The following is a 17,277-nucleotide window of genomic DNA, read 5'->3' as shown; positions in this document are numbered from 1 at the left end:
GCTGTTAAGGCTTGCGCTTGCGCGGCCCAGTGTTGAACACCGGCACTTTACGCACAGGCTTGATCGAAGGCTCCGGCGCCGAAGCATCCCCGCTCTCGACCCACTTGCCCAAGTTGCGTTTACCGCCACTGGAAGTCTTCGGTTTCTTCGGCTTTTTCGGTTTTTTCACCACCTGACCGCTGGCATCGGTGTCCGGCACGCGGTGCTCAGGTTCGAAGTCATGCTCCATCTGCCGAGGCAAAGTCTGACGGGTCAACGTCTCGATGGCCGACAGCAGATTCACTTCATCGGCGCACACCAGCGAAATCGCCTGCCCGGTGTTACCCGCACGGCCGGTACGCCCGATGCGGTGGATGTAATCCTCGGCCACGATCGGCAGGTCGAAGTTGACCACCAGCGGCAAATCTTCGATGTCCAGACCACGGGCCGCGACGTCAGTGGCGACCAGGATCTGCACTTCACTGGCCTTGAAACGGTCCAGTGCGCGCTGACGCGTCGCCTGCGGTTTGTCGCCGTGGATGCCGTCGGCATTGATGCCCAGGCCCTGGAGTTTTTCCACCAGCGCGTCGACACCGTTGCGGGTCTTGGCGAACACCAGCACCTGCTTCCATTTGCTTTTACGCAGCAAGTGAACGAACAGTTCCGGCTTGCGCTTCTTGTCGACCGTCACCACCCACTGCTTAACCGTGTTGGCCGCCACGTTACGCGGGCTGACTTCGATACTCAGCGGATCGTTGAGCATCTGTCCGGCCAGGGTGCGGATCGCATCGGAGAACGTCGCCGAGAACAACAGCGTCTGGCGTTTCTTCGGCAGCGCCTTGTAAATGTTGCCCAGTTCCTCGGAAAAGCCCAGGTCGAGCATGCGATCGGCTTCGTCGAGCACCAGGGTTTGCAGCTGATTGAACTTGAGCGCGTTCTGGCGGAACAGGTCGAGCAAACGGCCCGGCGTGGCCACCAGCAGGTCGACGCCTTTGCGCAGCTTCATCATTTGCGGGTTGATGCTGACGCCGCCATACACCGCGTAAGTGCTCAGTGGCAGGTTCTCGGCGTACTGACGCACGGCTTCGTGAACCTGCTCCGCCAGTTCGCGGGTCGGCACCAGAATCAATGCTCGCACCGAGTTGGCGGTGACTTTCGGCCCTTCCATGGCCAGCAATTGCAGGAGCGGCAACGCGAAACCGGCCGTCTTGCCAGTACCGGTCTGGGCCGCGGCCATCAGGTCGCGACCGGCCAGCACCGCCGGAATGGCTTGCGCCTGAACCGGCGTCGGGGTCTGGTAGCCGAGCGTCTCGAGGGAGCGCAGCAAGGGTTCGATCAGGCCAAGGGTGGCGAAAGTCATGGGATTACCGTAGGAAAATTCAGCGCGAGTTTTTCAAAACAAGTGTGCAACACAAGATGCAATGGCGCGCAGTTTACCCTAATTCACACGGGATTCTGTCGGCACGACTACAGCCGGCTGCACAGGCGCCCGACGCCACTGCGGCAATCCGATCAACACCACGGCGCTGATGATCACCAGCATCGCCAGCCCTTCTTCGATTCCGATGGTCTCGCCCACAAATACGATCCCCAACAACACTGCCACGGCCGGATTGACGTAGGCATAGCTGGTCGCCGCCGCCGGACGCACGTTTTTCAACAGGTACATATAAGCGTTGAACGCGATGATCGAGCCGAAGAACGTCAGATACGCCAAGGCCGCCCAGCCTTCAATCGGTGGCATGGCTTGCAGCTGCTCGCCGCTCACGGCGCTGCCGATCAGCAGCGCCACGCCACCGACCAGCATTTCCACCGCACTGGCCATTGCCCCCGCCGGCAACGGCACGTGTTTGCTCCAGACTGACCCGAATGCCCAGGACGCCGCCGCGAACACCAGCAACAGCGCGCCCAACGGGCTCGATTGCAGGTTCGAACCGAGATTCAACATGGCAATGCCGATCAGCCCGAGCGCAATCCCGGCCCATTCGAGACGGGTATTTCGCGCCCCCCAGAAATAGCCGAACAACAAAGTAAACAAGGGCACCGTCGCCACCGCCAATGCCGCCACACCGGAAGCCACCCCCATGTGTTCGGCGACACTGACGCCGCCGTTACCGCAGGCGAGCAACAAGATCCCGATCATGCCGGCCGCTTTCCATTGCGCCCACGTCGGTGCCGGCGCCCCGCGCCAGCGCAGGAACGCGTACATCAACGTCCCGGCGAGCACAAAACGGATCCCGGCGAGCAGCAACGGCGGCCAGTACTCCACGCCAATGCGGATCACCAGATAGGTCGAGCCCCAAATCACGTACAACGCGAAAAAGGCAGCGATCAAGGGTAAGGGAAAACGACGTACGCCAGGCATGGGCAGCTCGATGACAGAACAATGTGAACAGCTATTCTAGAAAGGCCAAACGCTAAAAATAAGTTACAAAACCTGTTTATAGCGCCGGTACACTTTTCAAAACACGGAGATCAGCGCTATAAACCATGCTTTCGAAAGTCAGTCATTTTCAAGGTGTACGCCGATGGATAAATACGACCGCATGCTCCTCAGCGCCCTGCTGGAAAACGGTCGTGCGTCCTACGCCGACCTCGCGCGCAAGGTCAACCTGTCCGCCCCGGCCGTGGCCGAACGCGTGGCCAAGCTGGAAGCCAGCGGCGTGATTACCGGTTACCAGGCGAAAGTCGACATGGCCAAGCTCGGCTTGCCGATCCAGTGCGTGATCGAACTGCGCCTGAACCAGCACGGCAATCAAAAGGCCTACGACGATCTGATCAAAATCCCGCAGTTGACCGAGTGCCACCGGGTGACCGGCGATCCGTGCGTGATCATGCAGGCGGCGGTGGGCTCGATGCCGGAGCTGGAGGAGTTGATCAACCGGATTGCCAAGTTCGGGTTCAGCAAGACGTCGATTGTGTTGTCGAGCGCTATAGAGAAACGCGTGCCGCTGGGGCACATCGAAAGTAATGGAAAAACGATCTAAAGCTGCCGGTTTGTGGTGGTATCAGAACCCGCGATGGCGCTTGAGGTGTTCGTTGATCTTCGCCGCCGGCACTTTCTGCAAGCCGCACAGCAAATCATGGGACAACTCGCGCAACCCATGCTTGCGCCGCAACTCGTCCATCAAATGCGTCGTCAGATTCGCGGCCATCTCGGCGTCGGCCATGGCCCGGTGAGCCTTGCCAGTATCGGGCAAGTTGGCGAACGTGGTGAGGGTGCCGAGCTTGTGATTCGGCGCTGCCGGCATCAGCCGACGGGCCAATAGCAACGAGCAGGCAAAGTTCTGCAAACGCGTGCGCTTGATCCGCCCCAGCTCAAAGTCCCAGAACTTCTGGTCGAACGCCGCATTGTGCGCCAGCAGCGGCGTGATGCCGACGAACTCATTAACCTCGTTCATTACCTGCTCGGCCGATGGCGCGGTGCGCAACATGGAATTGCTGATGCCGGTGAGTTGCTCGATGAAGGCCGGCACGCGCACGCCGGCGTTCATCAGGCTTTGGTAACGCTCGACGATGCGCCCCTGTTCAAGAATCACCACGGCAATTTCCGTGGCCCGGCAGCTGCTGCTCGGGGAGATCCCGGTGGTTTCAAAGTCGATGACTGCTATGCGTTCCAAACCTGTTTCAACTCCGTAAAAATCAATTCTTGAGCAGCAACGCGCCTTCGATCGGCACATACCGGCTAGCGGCGCGGATCAGCGAGTTGGCGGTCAGCCCCGGCACGCCGTAGGCCACCGCTTGCACCCCGTGCTTGCTGATGATGCGTTCCAGCAGCATGTCGAAATCACCGTCGCCGGAGGCCAGTACGATTTCGTCGACGTGATCGGCGGCGTCCATGATATCGAGGGTGATGCCCACGTCCCAGTCGCCCTTGGCAGAACCGTCGCTGCGCTGGATGTAGGGCTTGAGCTTCACGGTGAAGCCGAGGTTGCGCAGGATCTGCTGAAACTGCTGCTGCTTGCTGTCGCCACGATCGATCGCGTAGGCGTAGGCCTCGACGATCTCGCCCTGTTTGCTGATGTCAGCCCACAGCGCGGCGTAGTTGAAGTGGCAACCATAGGCCTGACGCACGGTGTAATAGAGGTTTTGGACATCGGCGAACACTGCGATTTTTTTCACCGCGGGTTTCCTCTTGGCGCACAGGCGCGCAGGCGAGATCAGGCACCTGGCCCGAAAAGTCGCCCAGTATGCCAGCCCGAAGGATTGTTCCGCGAATAATCGGCCCGGGGCACGGTCGCGCCCCGGACGAATGGCGTCTTAGACGAAGGAATCGTCGTCATCGCCGCCGAAGAATGACGAGCTGTCATCGCTGTAATCAGTGTCGGCAAAACCGCCCTGATCATTGGTGCTGTTGTCAGCCATACGCTGGTCATCGCCCCAACCGCCGTTGCTCTGGTCATTGACCTGAGCCGGTTCTTCCTTGATCACTTCAACCACTTCCGGCTGCTGGTTGTGATGGAACAGGCTGCTGATGCCTTGTGCCAGCATCACGCCACCCGCGACACCGGCCGCGGTCTTCAGCGCACCACCGAGAAAACTGCTGCCCGCCGCCGGCGCTTGCTGTTGCGGGGCGTAGTTTTGTTGGGGCGGCGCGGCACCAAAATTCTGCTGCGGTGGCTGTGAGTTGAACGATGGCCGTGCCGGTTCACGCCAGCCGCCCGTGGACGGTGGGGCGCTCTGGGTCGGTGCGGGTTGTGGATCGCGGGCACTGCCCCCGAAGATGCTCGACAAAAAGCCACCACCGCTTGGCGCCGGGGCCGCTGTCTGTGCCTTGGCTGCTTGCAGTTCGGCCTGCAACTGCTGCACTTGCCGGGTCAGTTGCTTGTTCTGTTCGTCAAGGCTCTTGATGGCAGCTTCCTGAACCAGGATCGCCTGGGTCATGAAATAGCCGGCCGCAGGCTGGCGAGTCAGGTGTTCCTTGATCCGCGCCTCAGCCAGGGCATCGCGCGGGGCTGAGTCCGTTTCGGCCTGTTGCAGCCGGGAAAACAGTCCATCGATCAGGGTTTGTTCTTCGCTGTTCATGGCGACCTCGTAGATTGCCGGGGAAAATCGTTGTCCTTTTCCAAAGAGGATAAGGTGCTCGACCTTAATGGAGGCTGAAACAAGTTGTTTCAATGAGCTTTACCTAACGTTTACGTTTGCGTTTCCAAGTGTTTCATCGGTTAAAGTGGGGCACTGCTTCCAACCTGCGATACCGACTGATGAATCCGTTCGATGTACTGCGTGACTCCTTGTATTTCTTCAAACGCAATCTGGGGCAGATCGTGCAACTGTGCCTGCCGCTGGTGATCTTCGAGGCGCTGCTGCAACAAATTGTCGACCACTCCACCGAGCCGGACAGTTTTCCCGGCGTCAGTGTGATCGTCGGCTTGCTGGTTTATCCGCTGTACACCGCCGCCCTGATCCTCTTCCTCGACGCCCGCAGTCGCGGTGAGTCACCGCGCAACCGTGACCTGCTGACACGTTCGGCGTACCTGTGGCCGCGTTTCGCCCTGCTCACGGCACTTAACACCCTGTTGATCCTGCTCGGTCTGTCGCTGTACTTCCTGCCCGGTATTTATCTGATGGTGACCCTGGCCTTCGGCGAATACCTGCTGGTCCTGCGTGGCATGGCCCCGTTGGCGGCCATGAAAGAAAGCCTGCGCCTGACCCGCGGCCATTTCATGCGCATTCTGGTGTGCATCCTGTGTGTGATGGGTCCGCTGTGGGTGCTCAAGGGCGCCACCCTCGCGGTGTACCCGGACCCGCAAAACCCGGTGATTTCCCTGCTGATCGACAGCGCCCACAGCTTCCTGCAACTGTTCACCAGCGTGGTGTTGTTCCGCTTGTTCATGCTGATCGGCGATACACCCGAGAAGATTGAGGGGCCGCTCTGACCGTGGGCTTCGGCTCCGGTCTCGGTTATGCTCGGGGCCACCTTTTGTAACGCTATAAGCCGAGCCATGACCCGTCTACTGCGCTACACCCTGCTGAGCCTGTTGATCGTGACCGGCGTGATCGCATTGCTGATTTACAACCTGACCTGGCGCCCCGACTCCAAGGAAGTGCTGCCGGTCAGTTGCACGACTCAAGCGCCCTCCCTGGTACCCGGTCAGGCATTGAAAGTGATGACCTGGAACGTTCAGTACCTGGCGGGTAAACGATATGTGTTCTGGAACGACCTCGCGCAGGGCGCCGATGAAAACCCCACCCCCGAAGACATGGCCTTCAGCCTCGACGAAGTGGCGCGGGTGATACGCGACGAAAACCCCGACATCGTGTTGTTGCAGGAGCTCGATGACAACGCCAAGACCAGCGATTACCAACACCAGTTCAAACTGCTGCTAGAGCGGGTCGCCGACCTGTATCCGTGCAGCGTTTACGCCTTCGACTGGAAGGCAGACTTCGTGCCGGATCCGCATATCTTTGGCAGTGTCGGCCGGCAACTGGCGACGCTCAGCCGCTACCAGATCGAACATGCCGAACGCCTGCAATTGCCGGTCGCGCCGGCCAACCTGATCAGCCGCCAGTTCAAACCGAAAAACGCCTTGTTGGTGTCTTACCTGCCGTTCAACGACGGCGGTCAGATGGCGGTGCTCAATACCCACCTGGACCACCTCATCCAGCCCGACGAAACCCTGCAAGCCCAAGTAACGGCTGTTGCCAAGGTCCTCGACAAATTCGAAGGCCGTGGCACGCCGTGGTTGACCGGTGGCGATTTCAATCTGTTGCCGCTCGGGCAGTTTCGCCGACTGCCCGAGGAACAACGCACGCCCTACTCGGCCGACAGCGCGCTGCATGTGCTGTGGGACAAGTACCCGATGATCCCGACCAACAATGAAGCCAGTGGCGCGGATCGGGCCCGGTGGCTGACGCATTACCCGAATGACCCCGGCTTGAGCGGCCCGGACCGCACGGTTGATTACCTGTTCTACAGCCCGCGCCTCAAACGGGTCGAGGCGATGGTGAGGCAGGACGATACGTTGCGCATCTCCGATCACTTGCCGGTGATTGCGCGGTTCCTGCTACCTGCCAACTGACGATGCATAACCTGCGGGAGTGAGCCTGCTCGCGATGGCGGAGTTCCAGCTACATTGATGTCGACTGACACGACGCCATCGCGAGCAGGCTCACTCCTACAGGGATGGGTGCAGGGCCGGCATCAATGCACCTCTTCCAGATCGTCATGCAACAGCCCGAAGATCTTGCGCTTCATGTCGATGAACGAGCGCTCCATGACCATGTCCAGGGTCCGTGGGCGTTCGATCGGTACATCCAGAATCTGCTTGATCCGCCCAGGCCGCGCGCCCATCACGTAGACCCGGTCGCCGAGCAAAACCGCCTCGTCGATATCGTGGGTCACGAACAACACGGTCTTCTTGCTGTTGCCCCAGACCCGCAACAACAGCTGTTGCATTTGCAGGCGCGTCTGGCTGTCGAGCGCGCCGAAGGGTTCGTCCATCAGCAGGATTTGCGGATCATTGGCCAGCGCGCGGGCAATCGCCACACGCTGCATCATGCCGCCGGACAGCTGCTTGGCGTAGTTATCGGCAAACCCGCTCAGGCCCACTTCATTGACGTAATAGTCAACGATCTCCTTGCGCTGGGCAGCCGCCATGCCGCGACGCTTGAGGCCGAATTCGACGTTCTGGCGCACGGTCAGCCACGGGAACAGCGTATAGCTCTGGAACACCATGCCGCGGTCCGCCCCCGGCCCCTGCACTTGCTGGCCACCGACGTAGATCTCGCCCTCGGTGGGTTCGTTGAGGCCGGCGGTGAGGTACAGCAAACTCGACTTGCCGCAACCGGAAGGTCCGACCAGCACGGCAAATTGTTGGTCCGGCACCTCGAACGACACCTGCTCCAGCGCAGTGAACATGCCGCCGTCAGGTTTCTGATAGCGCAGGCTGACCTTGTCCACTTGCAGCCTTGGAGCGGCCTGCACCGGGGTGGCCGAAGGTGTGACGAAGCGAGGGTTGACGGCGCTTACTGAGCCCATGCGGCGATCCTCAGACGTAGGAAACGGAACAGTTGATCGGTGACCAGGCCCAACAGGCCGATGATCGCGATTGCCAGGAAAATCACATCCACTTGAAAGCCACGCATGGCTTTAAGGCTCAAGTAACCCAGGCCACTGGAAGCGGCGACCAGTTCGGCAACCACCAGGTAGGTCCAGGCCCAGCCCATGGTCACGCGCAAGGTATCGAGCACACCCGGCAAGGAGGCCGGGGCGATCACATGCAGCACCGCATCGCGACGGGTCGAGCCCAAGGTGTAGGACGCGTTGATCAAATCCTTGGAGATACCTTTGGACACGTCCGCGATCATCACCAGTTGCTGGAAGAACACACCGAAGATGATCACCGAGACCCGCTGCTCCAGGCCGATCCCGATCCACAGAATGAACAGCGGCACGAACGAGGTGACCGGCAGGTAGCGGATGAAATTGACCATCGGCTCAAGGAACGCCTGGACGATGCGGAAGCTGCCCATCAGCAACCCCAGCGGCACCGCCACCAAGGACGAGACAATGAAACCGACCATCACCACTTCAAGACTGGCCCACACATGCAGGCCAAGGGTGCCGTCGCGGCCCAGGCGCACGGCAGCTTCGGCCACCGCACCCGGTGTCGGCAGGAACATGCCCGGCACCACGCCGCCATAGGACAAACCAGCCCACAGGCCGATCAACAACACCCAGGCCAGGCCGCTAGCGCTCCAGATCACCTGCACCGGCAGGCCGGTCTTGGGCGTGATGCAGCGGCTCAGCCATGAATTGCGCTTGAACATGCAAACCTCCTACAACGGGGTGACGAAACGGTTGTCGATCAAATCGTCATTGCTGACGTTGTAGGGTTTGCCCTGCAATTCGCTGGCAGTTTCATTGGCCAGTTTGATCAGCGGTTCGCTGTCGCCCGGCTTGCCTGGCGAGCCGAGGAGTTTTTCGCTCATGGCCTGATCGTAGAAGCGCACGCCTTGCGCGGCGGCGGCCAGTTCCTTCGGATCGGCGAGGTAACCACCAACGCCTTTGGCCATGATTTTGTAGGCTTCCTGCGGATGGTCCTTGGTGTACTGGACTGCTTTGTACAGACCGGCGACCAGGGCCTTGACGTCTTCCGGCTGCTTTTCGATGACCGTGCAGTTGAGCGCGACCACGTCGACAATCACGCCCGGCGTGCTGCTGCTGTCGATCAACACCTTGCCCTGTTTCTTGTCACGCACCATCGACAGATGCGGCTCCCATGTCACGGCGGCCGGCACCCGACCGGCAATGAACGCGGTAGCAGCGTCGTCGGCTGTCATGTTCTGCACGGTGATGTCGCTCATGGTCATGCCGTGTTTCTTCAGCAAATACGACAGCCAGAACTGCGAGGTCGACCCTTCGTTCACCGCCACCGCTTTGCCTTTGAGCTCCTGCAGACTCTTGACGTCCTTGCCCACCAGCACGCCGTCGCCACCATGGCTGTCATCCAGCGCGGCCACAGCCTTGAAGCAGAATTGCGGACGGTATTTCAGCACTTCGTCGATGGTCGACGCCGAGCCCGACAACTCGCCCGAGGCCTGCGCGGCCATGTACATCGAAGCCTCTTCGACGACGGGCAACTCGACGGTCAAGCCGTTTTCCTTGAAGTAGCCCAGGTCCTGAGCCAGGTAGAGGGTGCCGTAGCCGACCCAGGTGGTGTGACCGATAGAGAGGGTGCCGGCCTGGGCGCTGGTGGCGACCGTGGCGGCGATGGCGGTGATCGCCAATGGATGAGCGATGCGGGTTAGCAAGGACTTGATCATGGAGCACTCCCAAAGCTGTTGATTTAGTTTTGATGGGCAGTACGGCCAGCGGCCCTGGACATCAGCTGTCACCTCAGGTCTCTGATGGACCTTGCGGCGCGCAGCATCGGGCTGACTGGCGAAGTCGATGTTGGCCCAGTGCGGGGAGAAGGAAAATTAGGAAATATGTCGAGGCGAATGATGAAAAAGCTGTGTAGCGCGCACTGGAAAAGGGCGGTGTGGGCAGGGGCGCCCGAGGCGGGTGCAAATGCTCAGAGGTGTCTTGGATGTGCCATGGCAAATCGCGAGCAGGCTCACTCCTACAGGGGATCTGTGTCGATCACAAATCCAGTGTAGGGGCGAGCCTGCTCGCGATAAGGTCCGAAGGACCTTCCAGCTAAATCAGAGCCGGCCGTATTCCTGAGCGGTACGATCCACCGCTTTCAAGGTCTTGCCCACCAGCTCATCAATCTCCTCACGACTGGCAATCAACGCTGGCGCCATGATCATCCGCCCCAGCGTCGAACGAATAATCACCCCTTCTTCAAAGCCAATCGTGCGGCAACGCCATGCGATGTCGTTCTCGTTGGCAAAGCGCTTGCGGCTGGTTTTGTCCTCGGCCAATTGCAGCGCCGCGACCATGCCGACGCCCTGAATATCCCCCACCAACGGGTGATTGCCGAACACCTCGCGCAAGCACTGTTGCAGGTACGGGCCGATGTCATCCTTGACCCGCGTCACCACCCCTTCATCACGCAACGCCTTGAGGTTGGCAATCGCCACCGCCGCCGCTACAGGGTGCCCGGAATACGTCAGGCCGTGGGCAAACACCCCGCCCTGTTCCACCAGCACCGTGGCCATTTTCTTCGACAGGATCAGCCCGCCCATCGGGATGTAACCGGAGGTCAAACCCTTGGCAATCGACAGCGTGTCAGGCTCAAAACCGAAGTACTCGTGGGCGAACCATTCGCCGGTGCGACCGAAGCCGCCGATCACTTCATCAGCGCACAGCAGCACGTCGTACTTGCGACAAATCCGCTGAATCTCAGGCCAGTAGCTCTCTGGCGGAAAGATCATCCCGCCCGCGCCCTGGAACGGTTCGGCAATGAAGCCGGCGACCTTGTCCGCACCCAGTTCGAGAATCTTCGCTTCCAGTTGCTGCGCCGCCCGCAGGCCAAATTCCGCCGGGGTCAGGTTGCCTTCGTGGGCGAAAAAGTACGGCTCGTCGATGTGCTCGATGTCCGGAATCATGCCGCCCATTTCGTGCATGAACTTCATGCCGCCGAGCGCCGTCGCGGCCAGGGTCGAGCCGTGGTAGCCGTTCCAGCGGCCGATCATGATTTTCTTCTCGGGCTTGCCGAGGATCGTCCAGTAACGCCGCACGGTGCGGATCAGCACCTCGTTGGCTTCAGAGCCGGAGTTGGTGTAGATCGCGTGGCTGTAGTGGCCAGGCAGCAGGCTGAACAGCAACTCCGACAGCTCGATCACCTGCGGGTGAGTGGTGTGGAAAAACATGTTGTAGTACGGCAGCTGCTCCAGTTGCCAAGTCGCTGCCGCCGCCAGATCCTTGCGACCGTAACCGAGGTTGGTGCACCACAGCCCGGACATGCCATCGAGGTAGCGCCGACCGTCGTTGTCCCACAGGTGCAGGCGTTCGCCACGAACCATCACCCGGGGGCCTTCGTCATTGAGTGCCTTTTGATCGACGAATGCATGGATGTGGTGCGCAGCGTCGGCGGCCTGGTAGTCGCGGGTTTCACGTGGTGTGGTCATCGCCAGTTCTCCGTTTTGTTATTAGCGCAGCTGAAACCAGGTGGTTTTCAACTGGGTGTATTTATCGAATGAATGCAGCGACAAGTCACGACCGAAACCGGACTGTTTGCCGCCGCCGAAGGGCACGGTCACGTCGAGTGCATCGACGCTGTTGACCGAGACCGTGCCCGCTCGCAATTGCCGCGCCACACGATGGGCGCGATTGAGGTCATCGGTCCACAGCGAAGCCGCCAGACCGTAGACGCTGTCGTTGGCCAGTTGCAAGGCATGGGCCTCGTCATCGAATGCGGTAACCGCCAGCACCGGGCCGAATACTTCGTCGCGAAACAGCGGCATGTCCGGGGTCACGCCGGTGAAAATCGTCGGTTGGATAAAGTTGTCAGAGCCGTTGAAGATCGACTGCCGGCCACCGCACACTTTTGTCGCGCCCTGACGTTCGGCTTGCTGGATGAACTTCATGATGCGCGCGGTCTGGCGGCTGTCGACAATCGCCCCGGCGGCGCTCGACGGGTCCAGTGGATCGCCCGGCAGCCAGCGTTCCGCGTGCGCCATGAGGCGTTCGACGAACTCGTCATGAATCGAGCGTTGCACCAGCAATCGCGAGTTGGCCGAGCAGACTTCGCCCTGATTGAAGAAGATTCCGAATGCGGCTTTTTCAGCGGCCAGATCGAGGTCCTGACAATCGGCGAACACCAGGTTCGCGCTCTTGCCGCCGCACTCCAGCCACACCTGCTTGAGGTTCGACTGCGCAGAATATTGCATGAAGTATTTGCCGACTTCGGTAGAGCCGGTGAGCACCAGACAATCGACATCCGGGTGCAAACCGAGGGCTTTGCCGGTCTGCTCGCCGAGGCCCGGCAACACGTTCAATACACCTGCCGGCAAACCCGCTTCCAGCGCCAGTTCAGCCAGACGCAGGGCGGAAAACGGTGATTGTTCGGCGGGTTTCAGAATCACCGAGTTGCCGGCAGCCAGGGCCGGTGCGAGTTTCCACGCAGCCATGTCCAGCGGGAAGTTCCATGGCACCACGGCCGCGACCACGCCGAGGGCTTCACGGGTGATGGTCGCCAGTACGTTTTGCGCGCTGGGGGCGATCTGGTCGTAGAGTTTGTCGAGGCTTTCGGCGTACCAGCGGAACACCCCGGCGGCGCCCGGCACGTCGATGTTGTAGGCGTCCATCACCGGTTTGCCCATGTTCAGCGAATCAAGCAGAGCCAGTTCTTCGCGATTGGCCATGATCAGGTCAGCCAGGCGCAGCAGCACCTGTTTGCGCTCACCGGGCGAACGCGCCGACCAGGTGCCGGCTTCAAATACCTGCCGCGCATTGCTGACGGCAGTGTTGACCTCTTCATCGCCACACGCGGTCACGTTGGCCAGGCATTGCCCGGTGGCCGGGTTGATCGCGGCGAATGTCTGGCCGGACTGCGCCGAACGGCGTTTACCGTCGATCACGGCCTGGTCGGGAAACTGCAGCGCTGCGGCTTTGTTTTGCCAATATGCAAGCTCGAACACGTTCAGATGCTCCAAGGGCTTTTCTTGTGATTGGATGGTGGCCCAGCCCCGTGTCCACGAAAAATAGTAAAAATGTTTTCGCAGACCATGAAAAAACTGGGCAGCCAACCTCCCCCGTGGCGCGGTATGTGGTTATTGTTCAAGCACAACAACACCGTCGTCAGAACGGACGCAGTCGGCGCGAATATTGCCTGGATGTCTGGATCATCCACCCCGAGGTTTGCCGTGGCTGCCTACAACTTGCGTCAACTGAAATACTTCATCACCACCGTCGAATGCGGCAGCGTCGCCGAGGCCTCGCGCAAGCTGTACATCGCCCAGCCGGCGATTTCCACGGCGATCAAAGGCCTGGAAGACAGCTTCGGCGTGCAACTGCTGATCCGTCATCACGCCCAAGGCGTGTCCTTGACGCCGAGCGGCGCGCGCTTCTACCGCAAGGCCCAGGAGCTGTTGCGCATGGCCAAGGAGTTCGAACAGAACGCCCTGGCCGACAATGACGTGGTAGCCGGGCAAATCGATATCGGCTGTTTTGAAACGGTGGCGCCGCTGTACCTGCCGCAACTGATTGCCGGATTCTCGGCGCTGTATCCGGGGGTGAAAATCCGCATTCGCGACGGCGAGCAACAAGAGCTGGTGCAAGGCCTGACGTCGGGCACCTTCGACCTGGCGATCCTGTACGAACACGACCTCGACGCCACCATCCAGACCGAACCGTTGATGCCGGCGCAGCGACCCTATGCGTTGCTGCCCGCGGACCATCGCTTTGCCCAACTCAAGCAGGTATCGCTGCGCGACCTGTGCCTGGAGCCGATGATTCTGCTGGACGTGCAACCGAGCCGGACGTACTTCGTCAGCCTGTTCGAGGAATTGAACCTGTCGCCGAACATTGCCTTCAGCTCACCCTCGATCGAGATGGTCCGGGGCATGGTCGGGCAAGGGTTCGGCTTTTCGATCCTGGTCACGCGACCGCACTCGGAATGCACCTACGACGGGCAGAAAGTGGTGTGCGTGGACATCGTCGAAGACGTCACCGGTTCAGGGTTGGTGGCGGCGTGGTTGAAGCGCGGGCAACTGACCAAGCCGGCGCAGTTGTTTGCGGATTATTGTAGGGAGCAGCTCACAGCGAAGGCAGGGGCCAAACATTGATATAGAGTGAGTTCTGCCAATCACAGCAGACCCCACAGGGTCCTTCGTTGTTTTTGGAAGATCATTTGCGGGGTTTGATCCGCGCCGTCGCTTCGGCCACCAACGGATCATCCGGCCAGTAATGCTTCGGGTAGCGCCCTTTCAAATCCTTCTTCACCTCGGCATAGGTGCTGCGCCAAAAATTGGCCAGATCCTGCGTCACCTGCACCGGCCGTCGTGCCGGGGACAGCAGATGCAGCTTGACCACTTGCCGGCCACCGGCAATGCGCGGTGTCTCAGCGAGGCCGAACAGTTCCTGCAATCGCACCGCCAGAATCGGCGGCTGCTCGCTGTAATCCAGACGGATCGACGACCCCGACGGCACGCTCAGATGATGCGGCGCCAGCTCATCGAGCCGTTGCGGCAGCGGCCACGGCAGCAGGTTATGGACGATGCTCGACAGGTCCAGGTTGGCAAAGTGGCTGAGCCGCGAGACTTTGCCCAGATACGGCATCAGCCAATGTTCAAGGCTTTTCAGCAGCGTGGCATCGCTGACGTCCGGCCACTCACTCTCGCCCTTCCCGGCCATATCCAACTGACGCAACAAGGCCACTCGCGCCTGCCACTGACGCAGCTCCGGAGTCCACGGCAACAACTCCAGACCTTTACGCCGAACCAGATTGACCAAGGCCTGACTGCGCGCAGTTTCATCGAGACCGGTCAACGGTTCGCGGCTCAGGATCAGTTCGCCGACCTTGCGCTGGCGCTCGGCGCGCAGCACACCTTCGCGCTCATCCCAATCCAGTTGATCGACGACACGTACTTGCTCGGCGAGCACCGAATCGAACAGCGTCGGATCGAATTCCGCCGCCAGATAAATCCGTTCCTCCCGCTGCCCCTGACGACTGCCGAGATCGGCAATCACCAGCCATGCCTGTTTCATCAGGCTGTCAGCCTCGGCGAACAACGCGGCGCGGCCGTTGGCCAAGCGGTATTCCGCGCCCCCGGCACGGCGCTGCTGGGCGACGCGGTCGGGATAGGCCAGCGCCAGCAGTGCGCCGAGCCAGCGCGGATGATCCGGATCACTGACCGGCTCCGAGGCTTTACCGCGCAGATAACCACGATACTGCCGCGCCAGTTGCCGCGCCCGTTGAACGCCACCCTGAGCACCGCGCGCGGCACGTTCTTCGCCGGACAACATCGCCAAGCGACTGTGCAGATCGGCACCCGCGCCACGCAAGATATCGCGCTCACCGAGTAAAGCCGCGACATCGCAGGCCATGTCAGCCAAACCGAGCGCCTGACCGCGCAACAACAAATGCGCGATACGCGGATGCGCCGGCAGTTCGGCCATGGCCTGTCCATGACGGGTCAGCGCTTCACCGTCCAATGCGCCCAGTCGATCCAGCAAGTCCTGAGCCTGGACATAAGCGGCGGCCGGTGGGACATCCAGCCAAACCAGATGGCCCGGCGTCACGCCCCAGCGACCGAGTTGCAACGCCAGGCCGGCGAGGTCGGCCGAAAGAATTTCCGCGCTGGCATAAGCCGCCAGATGTTCGTGCTGATCCTGTGACCACAAGCGATAACACACGCCCGGTTCCAAACGCCCTGCCCGGCCCGCGCGCTGCGTGGCGCTGGCCTTGGAGATGCGTTGGGTGTCGAGGCGGGTCATGCCGCTGCCGGGGTCGAAACGCGGCACCCGCGCCAACCCCGCGTCGATCACCACGCGCACGCCGTCGATGGTCAGGCTGGTCTCGGCGATGTTGGTCGCCAGCACCACTTTGCGCTTGCCCGCCGGTGCCGAATCGATCGCCGCGCGTTGCGCCGCAAGGTCCAGCTCACCGTGCAACGGGCAGAGCAACACCTGTGTGCTCTCGCCCAGCGCATCAGCCAATTGCTGATGCACACGACGGATTTCCGCCTGCCCCGGCAGGAACACCAGAAGGCTGCCGGTTTCATCGTTCAAGGCTTCAAGGATGGTCTGCACCACTCGCGGCTCGATGAATTCACCGGGCTGGAACGGCCGCCCCCAGCGCATCGCCACCGGGTACATTCGGCCTTCACTGCGCAGGATCGGCGCATCATCGAGCAACCCGGCCAGGCGTTCGCCCTCCAGGGTTGCCGACATCAGCAGGATTTTCAGCGGCTGATCGTCGCGAAACAGCTCCCGGCCATTCAGGCTCAGGGCCAACGCCAGGTCGGCGTCGAGGCTGCGCTCGTGGAATTCATCGAAGATCAGCAGGCCAACGCCTTCCAGCGCCGGATCGTCCTGCAAACGCCGCGTCAGGATGCCTTCGGTGACCACTTCAATACGGGTCTTGGGCCCGACTTTACTGTCGAGACGAATGCGATAGCCGACCGTTTCGCCAACCTTCTCACCCAATTCACTGGCCAGCCGCTCCGCCGCCGCCCGCGCTGCCAACCGGCGCGGTTCAAGCATCAGAATGGTCTGCCCGGCCAGCCAGGCCTCGTTGAGCAGGGCCAATGGGACACGGGTGGTCTTACCGGCGCCGGGCGGTGCTTCGAGCACGGCTTCGTGGCGTGTCGCCAAGGCTTCACGCAGCGCGGGTAAAACTTCATCAATCGGCAAAGAAATCATGCTGGCTCCAAAACAGAGCGGCGAGTATAACGGCGAACTGCCCGGCGTTTATCAGGGTCCTAATTCATACCGACGCCTTTTCGTTTTGAAATTATCCAGGAGATTTCATATGCGCGTTCCCTTTCGCCTGATTGGCGGTGTGTTGGTTGCAACCCTGCTGACCCAAGTGACGGCTTGCGGCTCGATTTTTTACCCCGACCGCCGCGGGCAAATCGACGGCAAGATCGACCCGGCCATCGCCGCGCTGGATGCCGTGGGCCTGTTGTTCTACATCATCCCCGGCCTGATCGCGTTTGCGGTCGACTTCGCCACCGGGGCGATTTATTTCGAGCCAGGCAAGACCGCTCAGGTAGATCCGGAGAAGCTCAAGGAAGCGATCGGAGCGGACGGCAAGGTCGATAACCACAAGTTACAGACTATTCTCGAAACTGAACTGGGCCGCAGCTTCCCCCTCGACGACCCGCGCCTGATCCAGCACAAAGGCAGCACTCAACAACTGGCCCTGCTCGGCCTGCAACCCGCCGCGTAATCGGTGCACCAAA

Annotated in this window: 16 protein-coding genes; 5 read left to right on the top strand and 11 right to left on the bottom strand. The window is 60.9% G+C overall.

Features of this window, described 5'->3' with window-relative positions; genetic code table 11:
• Positions 1-4: 4 nt before the first annotated feature.
• The gene (locus J2X66_RS26535; protein WP_027924254.1) at positions 5-1,339 is read right to left on the bottom strand and encodes a DEAD/DEAH box helicase; all 1,335 of its coding nucleotides are present in this window, start codon (positions 1,337-1,339) and stop codon (positions 5-7) included.
• 78 nt (positions 1,340-1,417) lie between these two features.
• Positions 1,418-2,344 carry a drug/metabolite exporter YedA gene (yedA, locus tag J2X66_RS26530; RefSeq protein ID WP_310270566.1) on the bottom strand — a complete coding sequence of 309 codons (927 nt, stop codon included), beginning with the start codon at positions 2,342-2,344 and terminating at the stop codon, positions 1,418-1,420.
• Between the two features lie 163 nt (positions 2,345-2,507).
• Here yedA and J2X66_RS26525 point away from each other — a divergent pair, with 163 nt between their 5' ends.
• Entirely contained in the window at positions 2,508-2,966 is a 459-nt protein-coding gene (locus tag J2X66_RS26525; protein WP_310270563.1) for an Lrp/AsnC family transcriptional regulator, read from the top strand.
• 21 nt (positions 2,967-2,987) lie between these two features.
• Here the strand turns inward: J2X66_RS26525 and J2X66_RS26520 are convergent, their stop codons facing one another.
• From J2X66_RS26520 to J2X66_RS26510, 3 genes are all read right to left on the bottom strand, one after another.
• On the bottom strand, positions 2,988-3,599 hold the full coding sequence (locus J2X66_RS26520) for a 3'-5' exonuclease (RefSeq protein ID WP_310270560.1): 612 nt from the start codon (positions 3,597-3,599) through the stop codon (positions 2,988-2,990).
• A 22-nt stretch (positions 3,600-3,621) separates the two neighbouring features.
• The gene (locus J2X66_RS26515) at positions 3,622-4,101 is read right to left on the bottom strand and encodes an NYN domain-containing protein (protein ID WP_007990686.1); all 480 of its coding nucleotides are present in this window, start codon (positions 4,099-4,101) and stop codon (positions 3,622-3,624) included.
• 138 nt (positions 4,102-4,239) lie between these two features.
• On the bottom strand, positions 4,240-5,004 hold the full coding sequence (locus J2X66_RS26510; RefSeq protein ID WP_310270558.1) for a DUF2076 domain-containing protein: 765 nt from the start codon (positions 5,002-5,004) through the stop codon (positions 4,240-4,242).
• A gap of 179 nt (positions 5,005-5,183) precedes the next feature.
• Here J2X66_RS26510 and J2X66_RS26505 point away from each other — a divergent pair, with 179 nt between their 5' ends.
• Positions 5,184-5,858, top strand: a complete 675-nt coding sequence (locus J2X66_RS26505; RefSeq protein ID WP_027924259.1) for a YciC family protein — start codon at positions 5,184-5,186, stop codon at positions 5,856-5,858.
• A 66-nt stretch (positions 5,859-5,924) separates the two neighbouring features.
• Positions 5,925-7,001 carry an endonuclease/exonuclease/phosphatase family protein gene (locus tag J2X66_RS26500; RefSeq protein ID WP_310270553.1) on the top strand — a complete coding sequence of 359 codons (1,077 nt, stop codon included), beginning with the start codon at positions 5,925-5,927 and terminating at the stop codon, positions 6,999-7,001.
• Positions 7,002-7,123: 122 nt separating this feature from the next.
• Here the strand turns inward: J2X66_RS26500 and J2X66_RS26495 are convergent, their stop codons facing one another.
• The 5 genes from J2X66_RS26495 to J2X66_RS26475 form a co-directional block, all read right to left on the bottom strand.
• Positions 7,124-7,960 carry an ABC transporter ATP-binding protein gene (locus tag J2X66_RS26495; protein WP_310270550.1) on the bottom strand — a complete coding sequence of 279 codons (837 nt, stop codon included), beginning with the start codon at positions 7,958-7,960 and terminating at the stop codon, positions 7,124-7,126.
• Positions 7,948-8,751 carry an ABC transporter permease gene (locus tag J2X66_RS26490; protein ID WP_027924262.1) on the bottom strand — a complete coding sequence of 268 codons (804 nt, stop codon included), beginning with the start codon at positions 8,749-8,751 and terminating at the stop codon, positions 7,948-7,950. The genes J2X66_RS26495 and J2X66_RS26490 overlap by 13 nt, the downstream gene beginning before the upstream one ends.
• Positions 8,752-8,760: 9 nt before the next feature.
• Positions 8,761-9,747, bottom strand: a complete 987-nt coding sequence (locus J2X66_RS26485; RefSeq protein WP_310270547.1) for an ABC transporter substrate-binding protein — start codon at positions 9,745-9,747, stop codon at positions 8,761-8,763.
• Positions 9,748-10,128: 381 nt separating this feature from the next.
• A complete protein-coding gene (locus tag J2X66_RS26480; protein ID WP_310270545.1) occupies positions 10,129-11,499 on the bottom strand; it encodes an aspartate aminotransferase family protein in 1,371 nt (456 codons plus the stop codon).
• Positions 11,500-11,520: 21 nt separating this feature from the next.
• Positions 11,521-13,011 (bottom strand): aldehyde dehydrogenase, encoded by a 1,491-nt coding sequence (locus J2X66_RS26475; RefSeq protein ID WP_310270542.1) that lies wholly within the window; start codon positions 13,009-13,011, stop codon positions 11,521-11,523.
• Between the two features lie 225 nt (positions 13,012-13,236).
• Between J2X66_RS26475 and J2X66_RS26470 the strand changes: the two genes are divergently transcribed.
• Positions 13,237-14,157 (top strand): LysR substrate-binding domain-containing protein, encoded by a 921-nt coding sequence (locus tag J2X66_RS26470; RefSeq protein WP_310270539.1) that lies wholly within the window; start codon positions 13,237-13,239, stop codon positions 14,155-14,157.
• 61 nt (positions 14,158-14,218) lie between these two features.
• Here J2X66_RS26470 and hrpB read toward each other — a convergent pair whose 3' ends face one another.
• Positions 14,219-16,735 carry an ATP-dependent helicase HrpB gene (hrpB, locus tag J2X66_RS26465; protein ID WP_310270537.1) on the bottom strand — a complete coding sequence of 839 codons (2,517 nt, stop codon included), beginning with the start codon at positions 16,733-16,735 and terminating at the stop codon, positions 14,219-14,221.
• A 109-nt stretch (positions 16,736-16,844) separates the two neighbouring features.
• On the opposite strand from hrpB, the gene J2X66_RS26460 reads away from it, so the two are divergent.
• Positions 16,845-17,264 carry a hypothetical protein gene (locus tag J2X66_RS26460; protein WP_027924268.1) on the top strand — a complete coding sequence of 140 codons (420 nt, stop codon included), beginning with the start codon at positions 16,845-16,847 and terminating at the stop codon, positions 17,262-17,264.
• Positions 17,265-17,277 lie beyond the last annotated feature (13 nt).

The sequence above is a fragment of the Pseudomonas sp. 3296 genome (assembly GCF_031456615.1).
In the GTDB taxonomy this organism is placed as follows: Bacteria; Pseudomonadota; Gammaproteobacteria; order Pseudomonadales; family Pseudomonadaceae; genus Aquipseudomonas; species Aquipseudomonas mucoides.
The sequence above is the reverse complement of the archived record's forward strand: the minus strand, read 5'-3'. Positions and strand labels throughout refer to the sequence as shown.